The sequence below is a fragment of the Eggerthella timonensis genome, from assembly GCF_900184265.1.
Taxonomy (GTDB): domain Bacteria; phylum Actinomycetota; class Coriobacteriia; order Coriobacteriales; family Eggerthellaceae; genus Eggerthella; species Eggerthella timonensis.
Genome location: NZ_FXXA01000002.1, coordinates 1,674,892 through 1,688,912 on the forward strand (window position 1 = coordinate 1,674,892; position 14,021 = coordinate 1,688,912).

General features: G+C 65.0%; 15 protein-coding genes. 14 read left to right on the top strand and 1 reads right to left on the bottom strand.

Going from position 1 to position 14,021, the window contains the following annotated elements; genetic code table 11:
- Positions 1 to 29 precede the first annotated feature (29 nt).
- Positions 30 to 1,997 (top strand): FAD-dependent oxidoreductase, encoded by a 1,968-nt coding sequence (locus tag C1A15_RS06935; RefSeq protein ID WP_101721876.1) that lies wholly within the window; start codon positions 30 to 32, stop codon positions 1,995 to 1,997.
- A gap of 82 nt (positions 1,998 to 2,079) precedes the next feature.
- Here the strand turns inward: C1A15_RS06935 and C1A15_RS06940 are convergent, their stop codons facing one another.
- Positions 2,080 to 3,513: a helix-turn-helix transcriptional regulator gene (locus C1A15_RS06940; RefSeq protein ID WP_101721877.1), complete on the bottom strand. Its 1,434-nt coding sequence runs from the start codon at positions 3,511 to 3,513 to the stop codon at positions 2,080 to 2,082.
- Between the two features lie 91 nt (positions 3,514 to 3,604).
- Between C1A15_RS06940 and rpiB the strand changes: the two genes are divergently transcribed.
- The 13 genes from rpiB to atpC all read left to right on the top strand — a co-directional run bounded on the left by rpiB (position 3,605) and on the right by atpC (position 13,907).
- Complete coding sequence (gene rpiB, locus C1A15_RS06945) at positions 3,605 to 4,045, top strand: ribose 5-phosphate isomerase B (RefSeq protein ID WP_101721878.1); 441 nt, start codon at positions 3,605 to 3,607, stop codon at positions 4,043 to 4,045.
- Between the two features lie 75 nt (positions 4,046 to 4,120).
- On the top strand, positions 4,121 to 5,377 hold the full coding sequence (gene glyA / locus C1A15_RS06950) for a serine hydroxymethyltransferase (RefSeq protein WP_101721879.1): 1,257 nt from the start codon (positions 4,121 to 4,123) through the stop codon (positions 5,375 to 5,377).
- A 17-nt stretch (positions 5,378 to 5,394) separates the two neighbouring features.
- A complete protein-coding gene (upp, locus tag C1A15_RS06955; protein ID WP_101721880.1) occupies positions 5,395 to 6,036 on the top strand; it encodes a uracil phosphoribosyltransferase in 642 nt (213 codons plus the stop codon).
- 41 nt (positions 6,037 to 6,077) lie between these two features.
- Positions 6,078 to 6,551 (top strand): deoxycytidylate deaminase, encoded by a 474-nt coding sequence (locus C1A15_RS06960; RefSeq protein ID WP_101721881.1) that lies wholly within the window; start codon positions 6,078 to 6,080, stop codon positions 6,549 to 6,551.
- A 326-nt stretch (positions 6,552 to 6,877) separates the two neighbouring features.
- The gene (locus tag C1A15_RS06965) at positions 6,878 to 7,159 is read left to right on the top strand and encodes a hypothetical protein (protein WP_101721882.1); all 282 of its coding nucleotides are present in this window, start codon (positions 6,878 to 6,880) and stop codon (positions 7,157 to 7,159) included.
- A 19-nt stretch (positions 7,160 to 7,178) separates the two neighbouring features.
- A complete protein-coding gene (atpB, locus tag C1A15_RS06970; protein WP_101721883.1) occupies positions 7,179 to 7,964 on the top strand; it encodes a F0F1 ATP synthase subunit A in 786 nt (261 codons plus the stop codon).
- Between the two features lie 131 nt (positions 7,965 to 8,095).
- Positions 8,096 to 8,314: an ATP synthase F0 subunit C gene (atpE, locus tag C1A15_RS06975; RefSeq protein ID WP_009304825.1), complete on the top strand. Its 219-nt coding sequence runs from the start codon at positions 8,096 to 8,098 to the stop codon at positions 8,312 to 8,314.
- A 53-nt stretch (positions 8,315 to 8,367) separates the two neighbouring features.
- Positions 8,368 to 8,988: a F0F1 ATP synthase subunit B gene (atpF, locus tag C1A15_RS06980; RefSeq protein WP_101721884.1), complete on the top strand. Its 621-nt coding sequence runs from the start codon at positions 8,368 to 8,370 to the stop codon at positions 8,986 to 8,988.
- A complete protein-coding gene (gene atpH, locus C1A15_RS06985) occupies positions 8,978 to 9,556 on the top strand; it encodes an ATP synthase F1 subunit delta (protein WP_101721885.1) in 579 nt (192 codons plus the stop codon). The genes atpF and atpH overlap by 11 nt, the downstream gene beginning before the upstream one ends.
- Positions 9,550 to 11,124 (top strand): F0F1 ATP synthase subunit alpha, encoded by a 1,575-nt coding sequence (gene atpA / locus C1A15_RS06990; protein WP_180953017.1) that lies wholly within the window; start codon positions 9,550 to 9,552, stop codon positions 11,122 to 11,124. The genes atpH and atpA overlap by 7 nt, the downstream gene beginning before the upstream one ends.
- Before the next feature lie 12 nt (positions 11,125 to 11,136).
- Complete coding sequence (atpG, locus tag C1A15_RS06995) at positions 11,137 to 12,045, top strand: ATP synthase F1 subunit gamma (RefSeq protein ID WP_101721887.1); 909 nt, start codon at positions 11,137 to 11,139, stop codon at positions 12,043 to 12,045.
- Positions 12,046 to 13,497 carry a F0F1 ATP synthase subunit beta gene (gene atpD / locus C1A15_RS07000; protein WP_101721888.1) on the top strand — a complete coding sequence of 484 codons (1,452 nt, stop codon included), beginning with the start codon at positions 12,046 to 12,048 and terminating at the stop codon, positions 13,495 to 13,497.
- Positions 13,497 to 13,907, top strand: coding sequence for an ATP synthase F1 subunit epsilon (gene atpC, locus C1A15_RS07005; protein ID WP_101721889.1), 411 nt, complete (start codon positions 13,497 to 13,499; stop codon positions 13,905 to 13,907). Before atpD ends, atpC begins: the two co-directional genes overlap by 1 nt.
- Positions 13,908 to 14,021 lie beyond the last annotated feature (114 nt).

A 14,021-nucleotide genomic window follows, 5' to 3' on the forward strand; every position in this document is an offset into this window, starting at 1 on the left:
AGAGGACGGAATAGGAAGGGGAGATTCCCATGGAATCGAAGACGTTTTCTCGACGGAGCTTCTTGAAAGGCGCGGGGGTTGCCGGCATCGGCGCGGCGGGCTTCGGGCTTGCGGGCCTTTCCGGCTGCGCGGCTCCTGCGCAACAGGCGAGCGCGGGCGGCGAGGGTTTCACGTTCGCCGACACCGTGGCGTGGAACGCCGAGTACGACGTGGTGGTCGTGGGCTTCGGCGGCGCGGGCGGCGTGAGCGCGGTCTATGCGGCCGATGCGGGCGCCCGCGTGCTGGTGTGCGACAAGGCGCCGCTCGGCGAGGAGGGCGGCAACACCCGCTTCGCCGCGCAGATGTGCGTGTCGGGCACCGACCCGGACGCCACGTACCGTTACTACGAGCAGCTAGCCTGGCACTTCGACTACGACGAGGGGATGCTGCGCACCTACACCGACGGCATCTGCCAGATGGAGGACCTGCTCAAGCACCTGGGGGCCGATAAGCCCTTCGTTCGCCCGAACGGCTCCATCGTCACGCCCGAGTACCCCGAGTACGAGGGCGGCGAGGCCATCGTCGAGTGGTTCGCCACCGAGGGCATGTACAACAGCTCGCTGTGGCAGCTGATACGCAAGAACGTGGTCGACCGCGCCGACGCCATCGACGTGTGGCTGGAGTCCCCGGCGACGCGACTCGTCCAGGATCCCCGGTCACGAACCATCGTGGGCGTCGAGATCGACCGGAAGGGCGAGAAGACGCTCGTGCGCGCGAAGAGGGGCGTGGTGCTCTCCTGCGGCGGCTTCGAGAACAACCGCGAGATGATCCAGGACTACCTGGGAGCCGCCCGCCTCACGCCGCTCGGCACGCTGCACAACAACGGCGACGGCATCCTCATGGGCATCGAGGTGGGCGCCGACCTGTGGCACATGGAGGCCTACGAGTCGCTCGGCATCCTGAGCGGCAACGCCTGGGCGGTCGAGGAGGGCAACCGCGCCCTGCTCGAAACGGCCAAGCTCAGCCCGACGTCGCCCCTCATCTCGCTCGACAGCGAGGCGTACGGAAAGGGCAGCGTCGTTTTGGTAGGCGACGACGGCAGCCGCTTCGTCGACGAGAACGGCAAGCACCGCCACGGCCATGTGTACTCATGCGGCGTGTGGAGGATGCCCGTCGCCAACTACACGCCTCATCTGGTGTTCGATTCCGTCCAGTACCAGGAGCTCAAGGACGGCGGCTACCTCACCGAAGAGCGCGAGGCGATCCTCAAGAAGGCCGATACCCCCGAGGCCCTCGCCGAGATCATCGGAGCCGACCCCGAGGTCCTCGCACGCACGCTCGCGGACTTCGACAAGTTCGCCGCCGAAGGCAGGGACTACCAGTTCAACCGCGCCCCCGAGAGCATGCGGCCCTTCGACGGCGGCACCTTGTACGCGGCCGAGTTCCGCCCCCTCGTGCTCAACACCCAGGGCGGCCCGCGCCGCAACAAGAACGCCGAAGTGATCAGCACGCAGGGCGACCCCATCCCGCACCTGTACAGCGCCGGCGAGCTTGGCGGCATCACGCCCTTCCAGTACAACTCGGGCGGGAACCTCGCCGAGTGCATGGTGTTCGGCAAGATCGCCGGCACCAACGCTGCCGCCGAGAAGGACGAGCTGCCCGCCTACGAGCCGCTCGCGGCCGTCGAGCCCGCCATCTCTTACGAGCCGGGCGCGGCAAGCGACGTCAAGCCCGAGGAAGGCGCCGACGTGCAGTTGGCAGCCGGCGAGTACCTCGGCGTCGGCTCGGGCGGCATGGGCGGCGACATTACGGTGAAGGTTGCCTACGCCGACGGCACTATCGCCTCCGTCGAGGTCGTCTCCGAAAGCGAGACGCCCGAGATCGGCGGCAAGGCCCTCGAGACCCTTACCGCCGAGGCCGTGGCGAAGAACACTGCCGACGTCGACGCCGTCTCCGGCGCCACGCTCACCAGCACGGCGTTCATGGCCGCCGTGAAGGACGCCATCTCCCAAGCGTAGCGCGGCGAACCCCTCCCTCACCGCAGCGCGCGCACCCTCCTGCGAAGCCGTCCGAGCCCCACGGCCCGGGCGGCTTCGCGCGTCACAGCGACTCGATGAGGGTGAGCAGCTCTTGCTTGCTGTGGATCCCCAGCTTGCCGTAGGCGTTGCGTGTGTGGCCCTTCACCGTGTTCTCGGAGATGACGAGCGAGGAGGCGATGTACCCCCGCGAGCGCCCCTTTGCCACGAGCTGCACGATCTCCACTTCGCGCTTCGTCAGGCCGTGCCGCTCGCCCAGCGCGAGGCACCTTGCTTCTATCTCGGAATAGTCGATGCGCGCCTCGCCCCTTTCGTCCTCCCTGACGAACGACGAGAGCGCGTCGTAGGCGGTGAACTTGTTGAACACGAACACCAAGCTCGCCACCAGGAAGAACGCCAGAACGATCAAGGCGTTCGACGGCAGGTCGCTCGTGCCAACCACCGAGGAGGCGAGGAACCTTCCTGCGCCGATCCCGAGGTCGCTCAGCCCCCAGCCCGCCATGAACACCGCGAGGGGCGGGAACTCGCGGCGATTCTCGAGGTCGATGAGCAGCATCCACAGAAGCGCGGTGACCACGGCGTGCGGCACGTTGATGATAAGCAGGCCCACCGTGCTCCGGCTCGATGTGAACGACAGCACTGCAAACGCCAGCAGGCAGCACAGAAGCACGACCTCGAACAGCTGGCTCAGCCGCACCTCGGGGCCGCGCTGCAGCAACAGCGCCAGCAACGCCGCCAGGATGCCGATGAGGATGAGGCAGTGCAGCCAGCTGTAGCCCGCCAGCAAAGGCGTGCCGAAGAACCCGGCCACCACGCAGAAAGCCGTCACCTCCAGGGCCAGCGCGACGAGGAAGCCCGGGCTCGTGCGGCGCAGGTTGCGCGCGGCGGCCGGCGTCCCGTCTTCCAGCGCGCGGACGCGAGCGTGCGACGCCTTGCGCGCGGCGGGCTCGAACAACAGGGGCACGCTGCAGACGAGCGGGTACACGGCCGCATCGGGCAGCAGGAACAGCGCGATCCTCACCACGTAGGCGATGGCGAGCGAAACGGCGACGCATACGACGGTACGTTGAAAGCTCAGGCCTACGTACAGCTCGCCGCAGCGCAGGTAGTACCACGTCATGCTGAGCGCGGCAACGGCACCTATGACGAGGTCGGTGCCCGGAAAGGGCCCGAGCACCACCACGCCGAGCGGCACCAGGCAGAAAAAAGCCGCCAGCGCGAAGGCAGCAGGAGCTGGGACGGGCTTGCCGGACGCGCGCTTCCCGAGCGCGGCAAGGGCCGCCACCAACAGGAGGCACGCCGCGCCCTCGCCCATATACAGGTAAGCGGCTGGCGTGGCGCAGAAATGGTTCCATACCTTGACCATCGCGTACTGCCACGTGGCGGTCAGGGCTATCGGCAGGTAGAGCGGGACCGGGTTCGCGCGCACTAAGCCGGGCAAGGACGCCCGACCCGTCGCGCCGCGTGCATTCTCCGTCGATCGTCCCTGCATCCCCATGCATTTCCCTCCTTGAAACGGATGCGACCATTATCCCACAACGCGCGATGCTCTATACTGATCGAGACGAAGAAGAAGGGAAGGGCACCACATGAAGATCAGCATTGCAAGCGACCACGCGGGATTCGAGCAGAAGCAGGCGCTCGCAGATTACCTGGCCTCGAAGGGCCACGACGTGATCGACCGAGGCCCCGACTGCGACGAGCGCGTCGACTACCCGGATTACGCCGCCCTCGTCGCGCACGACGTGGTGAACGGCTTGGCCGAGCGCGGCGTGCTCGTATGCGGCACGGGCATCGGCATGGCCGTGGCCGCCAACAAGATCGACGGCATCCGCGCCGCCAACGTCACGAGCCCGCTGTTCGCCGCTCTCGCGCGTGAGCACAATGACGCGAACGTCGTCGCCGTGTCGGGCCGCTTCGTCGACGAGCCCACGAACCGCGAGATCCTCGAGGCCTTCGTCAGCACCGCGTTCGGCGGCGGTCGCCATGCAGGTCGCGTCGAGAAGATCGCCGCTCTCGAGAACGAATAGCCGGGAGGGGCCGCGCGCCCGCTATCCTGTGCTAGCATGATCACTTCGCCTCGCCCTCATCGAAAGGAACCGCCCATGGCCCTCCAGTACGTACCCCAGACCGATCCGGCCGTCGCCGACGCGATGCGCCAGGAGCTCGCCCGCGAACGCGACTCCATCGAGCTCATCGCCTCGGAGAACTTCACGTCGCCCGCCGTCATGGAGGCCGTGGGCAGCGTGCTCACGAACAAGTACGCCGAGGGCTACCCTCGCAAACGCTACTACGGCGGTTGCGAGAAGGTCGACCTTGTGGAGGATCTCGCGCGCGATCGCGTCTGCGCGCTGTTCGGCGCGAACTTCGCGAACGTGCAGCCCCACTGCGGCGCGAACGCGAACTTCGGCGCGTACGCCGCGCTGCTCGAGCTGGGAGACACGGTGCTGGGGATGAGCCTCGACCAGGGCGGCCACCTCACGCACGGCTCGCCGGTGAACTTCTCGGGCCGTTTCTACAACTTCGCCGCCTACGGCCTCGACCCCGAGACCGAGACCATCGACTACGACGAGGTCGAGCGCATCGCCAAGGACATCCGCCCGAAGCTTCTCGTGGGCGGCGCGAGCGCCTACCCGCGCGTCATCGACTTCGAGCGCATGGCCGCCATCGCGCACGAGGTGGGCGCGTACTTCATGGTGGACATGGCCCACATCGCCGGCCTCGTGGCCACGGGCGCGCATCCGAGCCCCGTGCCGCACGCCGACGTCGTCACGTCCACGAGCCACAAGACGCTGCGCGGCCCGCGCGGCGGGTTCATCCTGTCCAACGACGAGGAGATCGCCAAGAAGATCGACAAGGCCGTGTTCCCCGGCGCGCAGGGCGGCCCGCTCATGCACGTCATCGCCGGCAAGGCCATCGCGTTCGGCGAGGCCTCCCGTCCCGCTTACGCCGAGTACATCGAGCACGTCGTGGAGAACGCCCGCACGCTCGGCCAGGGCATGATGGACGGCGGCCTGCGCCTCGTGTCCGGCGGCACCGACAACCACCTGTGCCTCGTCGACCTCACGGCCGCCGACGTCACGGGCAAGGACGCCGAGAAGCTGCTCGAGAGCGTGGGGCTCACGGTGAACAAGAACTCCATCCCTAACGAGCCGCGCAGCCCGTTCGTCACGAGCGGCATCCGCGTGGGCTCCGCCGCCGCCACCACGCGCGGCTTCACGGCCGACGACTTCTACGAGGTAGGCCAGCTTATCGCCGCCGCGGTGTTCAACGCCGACGACGAAGCGAAGCTCGCCGACGTGCGCGCCAAGGCCGATGCCCTGCTTGCCGCCCATCCGCTCTATCCCGAGCTCGACTACTGATTGAGGAGCGCATTCCCATGACGAACCACTACGACCGCGTCACCGTCGTCGACCATCCGATGGTCCAGCACAAGCTGTCCAAGCTGCGCAACAAGAACACGTCGTCGAAGGATTTCCGCGCGCTCGTGCGCGAGCTGGCCATGTTCGAGGGCTACGAGGCAACGCGCGACCTGGCGCTCGAGGACGTCGAGGTGGAAACGCCCATCTGCAAGACCACGTGCAAGCAGGTGGCGGGCAAGAAGATGGTCATCGTCCCCATCCTGCGCGCCGGTCTCGGCATGGTGGAGGGCCTGCAGGAGCTCATGCCCTCCACGTTCGTCGGCCATCTCGGCATGTACCGCGACCCCGATACGCACGAGCCGCACGAGTACTACGCGAAGCTGCCCGACAGCATCGCCCAGCGCAGCGTGCTCGTGGTGGACCCGATGCTGGCCACGGGCGGCTCGGCCACGGCGGCCATCCACTACCTGCGCCAGCAGGGCGTGAAGAACATCAAGCTCGTCGTGCTCGTCGCGGCGCCCGTCGGCATCGAGGCCGTGCTCGCGGCCGATCCCGACGTGCAGATCTACACCTGCGCCATCGACGAGTGCCTGAACGACCATGCCTACATCGTCCCCGGCCTCGGCGACGCCGGCGACCGCATCTTCGGCACGAAGTAGGAAGCGCGCCGCGCCGAGCGGACCGAGAGACGGGATACCCCATGGAAACGACAACCGAGCCTTTGCTTGACAAGCGCCCCAGCTGGGACGAGTACTTCATGACGCTGGCGAACGAGGTGGCCACCCGCACCACCTGCATGCGCCGCGCCGTGGGGGCGGTCATCGTGAAGGACCGTCGCATCCTGGCGACCGGCTACAACGGGGTGCCCACGGGGATGCGCCACTGCGCCGAGACCGGTTGCCTGCGTCAGCAGCTCGGCGTGCCCAGCGGGCAGCGCCACGAGATCTGCCGCGGCCTGCACGCCGAGCAGAACGCCATCATCCAGGCGGCGCGCTACGGCATCAACATCACGGGCGCGTCCATCTACATCAACACGCAGCCGTGCGTCGTGTGCGCCAAGATGCTCATCAACGCCGGCATCGAGGAGATCGTCTACCAGAACCCGTATCCCGACGAGCTGGCCATGTCCATGCTCGAGGAAGCGGGCATGAAGCTGCGCGTGTTCGACTGCTAGGCGGGGCGGGTGAGACAGGGTGAGACAGAGGGACGGGGTAATTGTCTCATTTTGTCTGAAACGAGACAATTACCCCGTCCCTCTGTCTCACCCCTTGCCTCGCGCCAACTCCCAGCCTCAGCCCCGCCCCGCCCGCCTTTTATACGGTTTCGCTCGCCGTTCGCGCGGGCTTTATGCAGTTTTTTGGCCGGTTTATTCGTCCACTCACCCAAATTTTGTAAGTTTTTGTAACCCTGCCGTTGGACAAACGTGAAGTTCCGTTATCATACGAGTCGGCTTGGTAGGATGCGTACTTGTGCGCTCGACGGTCAAGAAGAAAGTGGGACATGGCAGTAGCTATCGTACTGGGGGCGCTTGCAGGCGTCGCGGGGTTCGCCCCGCTGTTCGCCGGTTTGCGTATGACGAGACGAGTGACCGATACCAGCAACCTGGGGCACGCCGGTGCCCTTCTTCTAGGTGTGCTGCTTTCCGTCGCTGTGCTCTTCGTAACCGCCATCGCGTGCGCGCTTCTTGCGCGTGAGTTCGTCCTGCCGTTCGTTCTTGCCGAAGTCGTGGCCCTTTCCGTCGCGGCTATCGGGTTCGGCGTCAGCAATCTTGTGCGGAAGTAAGATGGAAAGGTAAAGACACGTGAATCCTCTTGAATCCCTAGCGGAACAGGTACCCCACCTGCAGCATTCTTTCGATTCCGCCTTCGTGTTCGGGTCGGGATCGTTCGGCATGACGCAGTACGTGCTGTGGATGCTCATCTGCTTCCTCATCACGCTCGTCGTCGTTCTTGCGGCAAGCAAGCGCCTCACGATCATCCCCACGAACAAGTTCACCAACATGGTGGAATACGGCTACGAGTTCGTGAAGAAGGACATGGGCGAAAGCGCCATCGGCCACGGCTACAAGAAGCACCTGCCGTTCTTGGCCACGCTGTTCTTCTTCATCCTGATCAGCAACTTCGTGGGCCTCATCCCGGGCTGCAAGACCCCCACCGGGTCCATCAGCATCACCTGGGCGCTCGCGGCAATCTCGTTCATCTACTTCATCTTCTGGGGCATCAAGGCCAAGGGCCTCGGCGGCTACCTCAAGTCGTTCGCGCCGGCCGGCCTGCCCATCGTGATGGTGCCCATCGTGTGGTTCCTCGAGCTGTTCTCCACGCTTCTGCGCGTGCTCACGCTGGCCGTTCGACTCTACGGCAACATGTTCGCCGGCCACATGGTTCTCGGCATTTTCGCACTGCTCACCAGCGTCTTCATCGGCTCTGCCATCCAGGGTGCGGGCGTGGGCGTCGGCAGCATCTCCGTCGCGTGGATGCTGTTCTTGTTCGCGATGTACGCGCTGGAAGTGCTCGTGGCGTTCTTGCAGGCCTACGTGTTCACCATCCTCAGCGCGGTGTACATCGGCCTGGCCACGTCCGACCACTAGGCCGCGAACGAGGCTCCTCGCGCCCCTGCGCGGGAAACGTTAGGTGTTTAGCCGGCTATTCCACGGCTGGTTGACATAGAAGGTGTCCATGGTTCTCGGGAAAAGCCCGAGAACGGTAAAAGGAGGAAACTGTGGAAATTACACTCGCTCTTGCGGCTTTGAAGCTCGTGGGCTACGGCCTGTCGACCATCGGCCCTGGCCTGGGCATCGGCATCGCCTGCTACGGCTGCTGCGTTGCGACCGCTCGCCAGCCCGAACTGCAGGGTCGTCTGTTCACGAACTTCATCATCGGTGCCGCTCTCGCCGAGGCTCTGGGCCTCATCGGCTTCGTGCTTACCTTCATCGTGTAACCAAGCCTCATTCGGATACCGTGCCGTATAAGGCTTACAAGGAGGTAACGTACGTGAAAGCTAAAGCGAAAGAAACATCGGCCCGCATCGGGCTTGCCGCGCTTGCCGGCGCCGGCATGACGTTTGCTTTCCCTGCGCTCGCGTTCGCGGCTGAAGAAGAGTCATCGGGCGGCCTGAGCGCCATCCTGCCCGACATGGCGGAGTTCATCCCCATGCTCGTGATCTTCATCCTGCTTTGGATCGTTCTGGCCAAGTTCGGTTGGCCGAAGTTCGAGGCCATGCTGGAGAAGCGCGAGATGACCATCAAGGATTCTCTTGAGAAGTCCGAGCAGGCTCGCGTCGAAAGCGAGCGCGTGCTTGAGGAATACAAACGCCAGTTGGAAGATGCCAAGGCCCAGGCCGCCCAGATCGTCGCCGACGCGAAGAAGACGGGCGAGGCCGTGAAGGCCGACATCACCGACAAGGCGCAGTCCGAGGCCACCGCGATGATCGACAAGGCGCACAACGCCATCGAAGCGGAGAAGAAGGCTGCCATCTCCGAGCTCCAGGGCTCGGTTGCCGACCTGTCCGTCGCCGTTGCGTCCCGCCTGATCGGCGAGGATCTGGGCGACGCCGAACACCGCAAGATCATCGAGCGCTACGTGAACGAGGCGGGCAGTTTCAATGCCAACTAACCGCCAAATTCTCAAAGAGAAGGTCGCGACGTATGCGTCCGTTCTTCTGGACGGCGCATACGAAGCAGGCGGTCAGGACGCCGTGCTCGAGGTCCGCGACCAGGCCGAGCGCATCATGCGCATCGCACGTTCGAACATGGATCTCTCCGACGCCTTGGAGGACAGCTCCTATACGCCCGAGCAGAGGGGTCAGCTGGTGCGCAACCTGTTCGCATCATGCAACCCCGTCCTCATCGACGTTCTGGCCGTCATGGCCGAGCGCGGGGACTTCGCGTTGCTGTCGCGCGTATGGGCCAGCTATGGAGAACAGCTCGAACAGAAGCTGAACGTCACCGTCGTCGACGTCACGACCGTCGTCGACCTGGACGATCATCTGCGCGAGGTCATTACGAAGAAAGCTGAGGCCGATCTGGGGACGAAGGTCGTGTTGCGCGAGCACATCGACAAGTCCCTGCTCGGCGGCATATTGATGAGTGCCAACGGCAAGCGAATCGACGCCAGCGTCCTGTCGCAGTTGGAAAGCGCTCGCAACGTGCTCAAACTATCAACAGATGGAGGTGAATGCTAGTGACTGAAATCACCGCACAGTCTATTGACGATGCACTGCGCAAGCAGCTCGATGCGCTCAATACGAGCGTCGAATCTCGCGAAGTCGGAACCGTCATCCAGGTCGGCGACGGCATCGCGCGCGTCGACGGCCTCAAAGACGCCATGGCGGGCGAGCTCCTCGAGTTCGTGGGTTCCAACGGCCAGACCGTCTACGGTATGGCCCAGAACCTCGAAGAGGACGAAGTCGGCGCCGTGCTGCTTGGTGACGTCACCGCAATCAAGGAAAACGACCAGGTGAAGACCACCGGTCGTATCGTGGAGATCCCTTCGGGCAAAGAGATGCTCGGCCGCGTGGTGAACCCGCTCGGCATGCCGATCGACGGCAAGGGCCCCATCAAGGCCGACGGCATGCGCCCGGTGGAGTTCAAGGCCCCCGGCGTCATCCAGCGCCAGCCCGTCGAGGAGCCGATGCAGACCGGCATCCTGGCCATCGACTCGATGATCCCCATCGGCCGCGGCCAGCGCGAGCTGATCATCGGCGACCGCCAGACCGGCAAGACGTCCATCGCGGTTGATGCCATCATCAACCAAAAGGGCAAAGACATGATCTGCATCTACGTCGCCATCGGCCAGAAGGCATCCACGGTTGCCGGCCTGGTGGAGACGCTGGAGAAGCACGGCGCGATGGAGTACACGATCATCGTGAACGCCTCCGCGTCCGACTCCGCCCCGCTGCAGTACATCGCCCCGATGGCGGGTGCCGCGATCGGCGAGTACTTCATGTACAACGGCGAGGACGGCCAGCCGGCCACGGCCGAGAACCCGGGCCGCCACGTGCTGTGCATCTACGACGACCTGTCCAAGCAGGCCGTGGCGTACCGCCAGATGTCGCTGACGCTGCGCCGCCCGCCGGGACGCGAGGCGTACCCGGGCGACATCTTCTACCTGCACTCCCGCTTGCTGGAGCGCGCGGTCAAGATGTCCGACGAGTACGGCGCGGGCTCGCTCACGGCGCTGCCCATGATCGAGACGCAGGCCGGCGACGTGTCCGCCTACATCCCGACCAACGTCATTTCCATCACGGACGGTCAGATCTTCCTGTCCACCGACCTGTTCTTCCAGGGCCAGCGCCCTGCGGTCAACGTCGGCATCTCGGTGTCGCGCGTCGGCGGCTCCGCGCAGGTGAAGGCTATGAAGCAGGTTGCCGGCACGCTGCGCCTCGACCTCGCGTCCTATCGCGAGCTGCAGGCGTTCACGCAGTTCGGCAGCGACCTGGACAAGGCCACGCAGGATCAGCTGAACCGCGGCGCCCACATGACCGAGCTCTTGAAGCAGGGTCGTTACGTGCCGATGCCCGTCATGGACCAGGCCATCTCCATCTACGCTGGTGCGCATGGCTACCTTGACGACATCCCCGTGTCCGACGTCGTCCGCTTCCGCGGCGAGCTGCTCGACTTCATCCACGCTTCCAAGCCGGAGGTCGTCGAGGCGCTCGAGAAGGCGCAGAAGTTTACCGATACCATCGAAACCGACCTGAACGCTGCGATCGAAGCTTTCAAGCTGCAGTTCTCGCCCTCGGCTTCCTAAGGCAGGTAGACTATGCCCAACCTTCACGACATAGAACGGCGTATCAGCTCCGTCTCTTCGACGAAGCAGATCACGCGCACCATGGAAATGGTGTCGGCTGCGAAGATCCGCCGCGCTGGAGAGCGCGTGGCGGCCGCAACGCCGTACGCCGACTCCATGGTCGAAATGTTGGCCAACGTTGCCAAGCGTGTAGGTGGCTCCGAAAACGCGCTGTTGCGCAAGCATGACGAAGTGAAGAACGTGCTCTTCGTCGTGGTTGTGTCCGACCGCGGCCTCGCCGGCGGTTTCAACAGCAACGTGCTGCGGCACGTCGAGCGTCTCATGAAGGAAAAGCAGGCTGCGGGCGCCACCACCCAGGTGGTCGCCTGCGGCAAGAAGGCCGTCGGGTACTTCACCTACCGCAAGGTGGAGCCGGTGCTCGCTTACTCGGACCTTTCTGCCGATCCGACGGTGGAGGAGGCCGCGTCCGTTGCGGCCTACGCCATCGATGGCTACGAGAACGGCACGATCGACGAGGTGGTTGTGATCTACAACCATGCGAAGAACGCTGCCGAGCAGGTGCTTCGCGAGGAGCTCGTGCTGCCCGTCGACACGGCTGCGCTCGAGGCTGAGCTCGCCGGCGCCGGCGTGGCGGAGACGCAAGGCGATCCGAAGCTTGAGGGCGACGTGATCTTCGAGCCGAGCGCCGACGCCGTGCTCGACCGCTTGCTGCCGGCCTACGTGCGTACGACGCTGTACCATGCGCTCATCGACTCGGCAGCCGCCGAGCAGGGCGCGCGCCGTAACGCCATGATGTCGGCTACGGACAACGCTACCGAAATGGTCGAAACGTTGACTAGATTGTATAACCGCGTACGCCAGGGCGCTATCACGACGGAGATTTCCGAGATCGTCGGTGGCGCAGCGGCTTTGGAGGATTAAATGGCTGAACAAATGCTTACGAAGGAGGAGATCGAGGCCAGCAAGGGCGCAACCGGTCGCATCGTGCGTATCGTCGGTCCTGTTGTTGACGTCGAGTTTCCCCCTGATCAGCTGCCGGCGATTTACAATGCGCTGACAGTTGATGCGAAGACCCTGGCGGGCGACTTGCACCTCGTGCTCGAGGTCGAGACGCACCTGCCGGGCAACCTTGTGCGCTCGGTGTCCATGAGCTCGACCGACGGCCTCGTCCGCGGTCTCGAGGTCGTCGACACGGGCCACCCGATCATGATGCCCGTGGGTCCCGAGACCCTGGGCCGCATCTGGAACGTCATCGGCGAGCCCGTCGACGAGAAGCCGATGCCCGAGGTGAAGGGCTACATGCCCATCCACCGACCGGCTCCGGACTACGACGAGCTGTCCACGACGACCGAGATCTTCGAGACCGGCATCAAGGCCATCGACCTCGTCGAGCCCTTCGTCAAGGGCGGCAAGACGGGTCTGTTCGGCGGCGCCGGCGTCGGCAAGACCGTTATCATCCAGGAGCTCATCAACAACCTGGCCCAGGAGCACGGCGGCACGTCGGTGTTCACGGGCGTGGGCGAGCGTACCCGCGAGGGCACCGACCTCTACCTTGAGATGAGCGACTCGGGCGTTATCAACAAGACCTGCCTCGTGTACGGTCAGATGAACGAGCCTCCGGGAGCGCGTCTGCGCGTCGGCCTGGCGGGCCTCACCGAGGCGGAGTACTTCCGCGATCAGGGCCAGGACGTGCTCTTGTTCGTGGACAACATCTTCCGCTTCACGCAGGCCGGCTCCGAGGTGTCCGCTCTGCTCGGCCGTATGCCGTCCGCCGTGGGTTACCAGCCGACGCTGGCCACCGAGATGGGCGACCTGCAGGAGCGCATCACGTCGACGACCACCGGCTCCATCACGTCGGTGCAGGCCGTGTACGTGCCCGCCGACGACTTGACCGACCCCGCGCCGGCCACGACGTTCACGCACCTCGACGCGAAGACGGTTCTGTCCCGTTCGATCTCCGAGCTGGGCATCTACCCGGCCGTCGACCCGCTGGAGTCCACCTCCCGCGCGCTCGATCCGCAGATCGTCGGCGACGAGCACTATCGCGTGGCCGTGGGCATCCAGGAGCTGCTGCAGAACTACAAGGACCTGCAGGACATCATCGCCATCCTCGGCATGGACGAGCTTTCCGAGGACCAGAAGAAGATCGTGAACCGTGCCCGCAAGGCGCAGCAGTTCTTCGGCCAGTGCTTCCACGTGGCCGAGCAGTTCACGGGCCTGCCGGGCAAGTACGTCAAGCTTGAGGACACCATCCGCTCCTTCGCCGCCATTCTCGACGGCGAGTGCGACGAGATCCCCGAGCAGTGCTTCCGCATGAAGGGCTCCATCGAGGACGTCTACGCTGCGTATGAAGAGATGAAGAAGGCTTCATAATGGCTGGGTTCATGTGCGACATCGTGACGCCGGTGGCGAAGCTCGTCTCGCAAGAGGTTGAGCTCGTCGTCGTGCCCGGCGTCGAAGGCGAGATGGGCTTCTTGAAGGGCCATGCGCCGCTCGTGTCCGTGCTTGCCGATGGCGAGGCGCGCGTGAAGGCGACCGCCGCCGGAGATGTGGCGCGCTACGCCCTGCAGGGCGGCTACGTCGAGGTGACGGACAACAAGGTCATCATCCTGGCCGACCGCGCTCTGCCGGCGTCCGAGATCGATGTCGATCAGGTGCGCGAGCAGCTGGCCGCCATCGAGGAGAAGCTGGCCGGGATTTCCGACGAGGAGGCCCGCAAGACGACGCTCGCTGCCGACAAGGCGTGGTACGAGGTTCAGCTGCACGTGGCGAAAGCCGCGTAACGCGCAACGAGCTCGACGAGATGCGGCTTGCAGCCGCCGGCAACGCGACGGCCGCAACGCCGCTGATGAAAAAGCCCCGGTGATCCACCGGGGCTTTTCGCGTTCGGAGCGGGT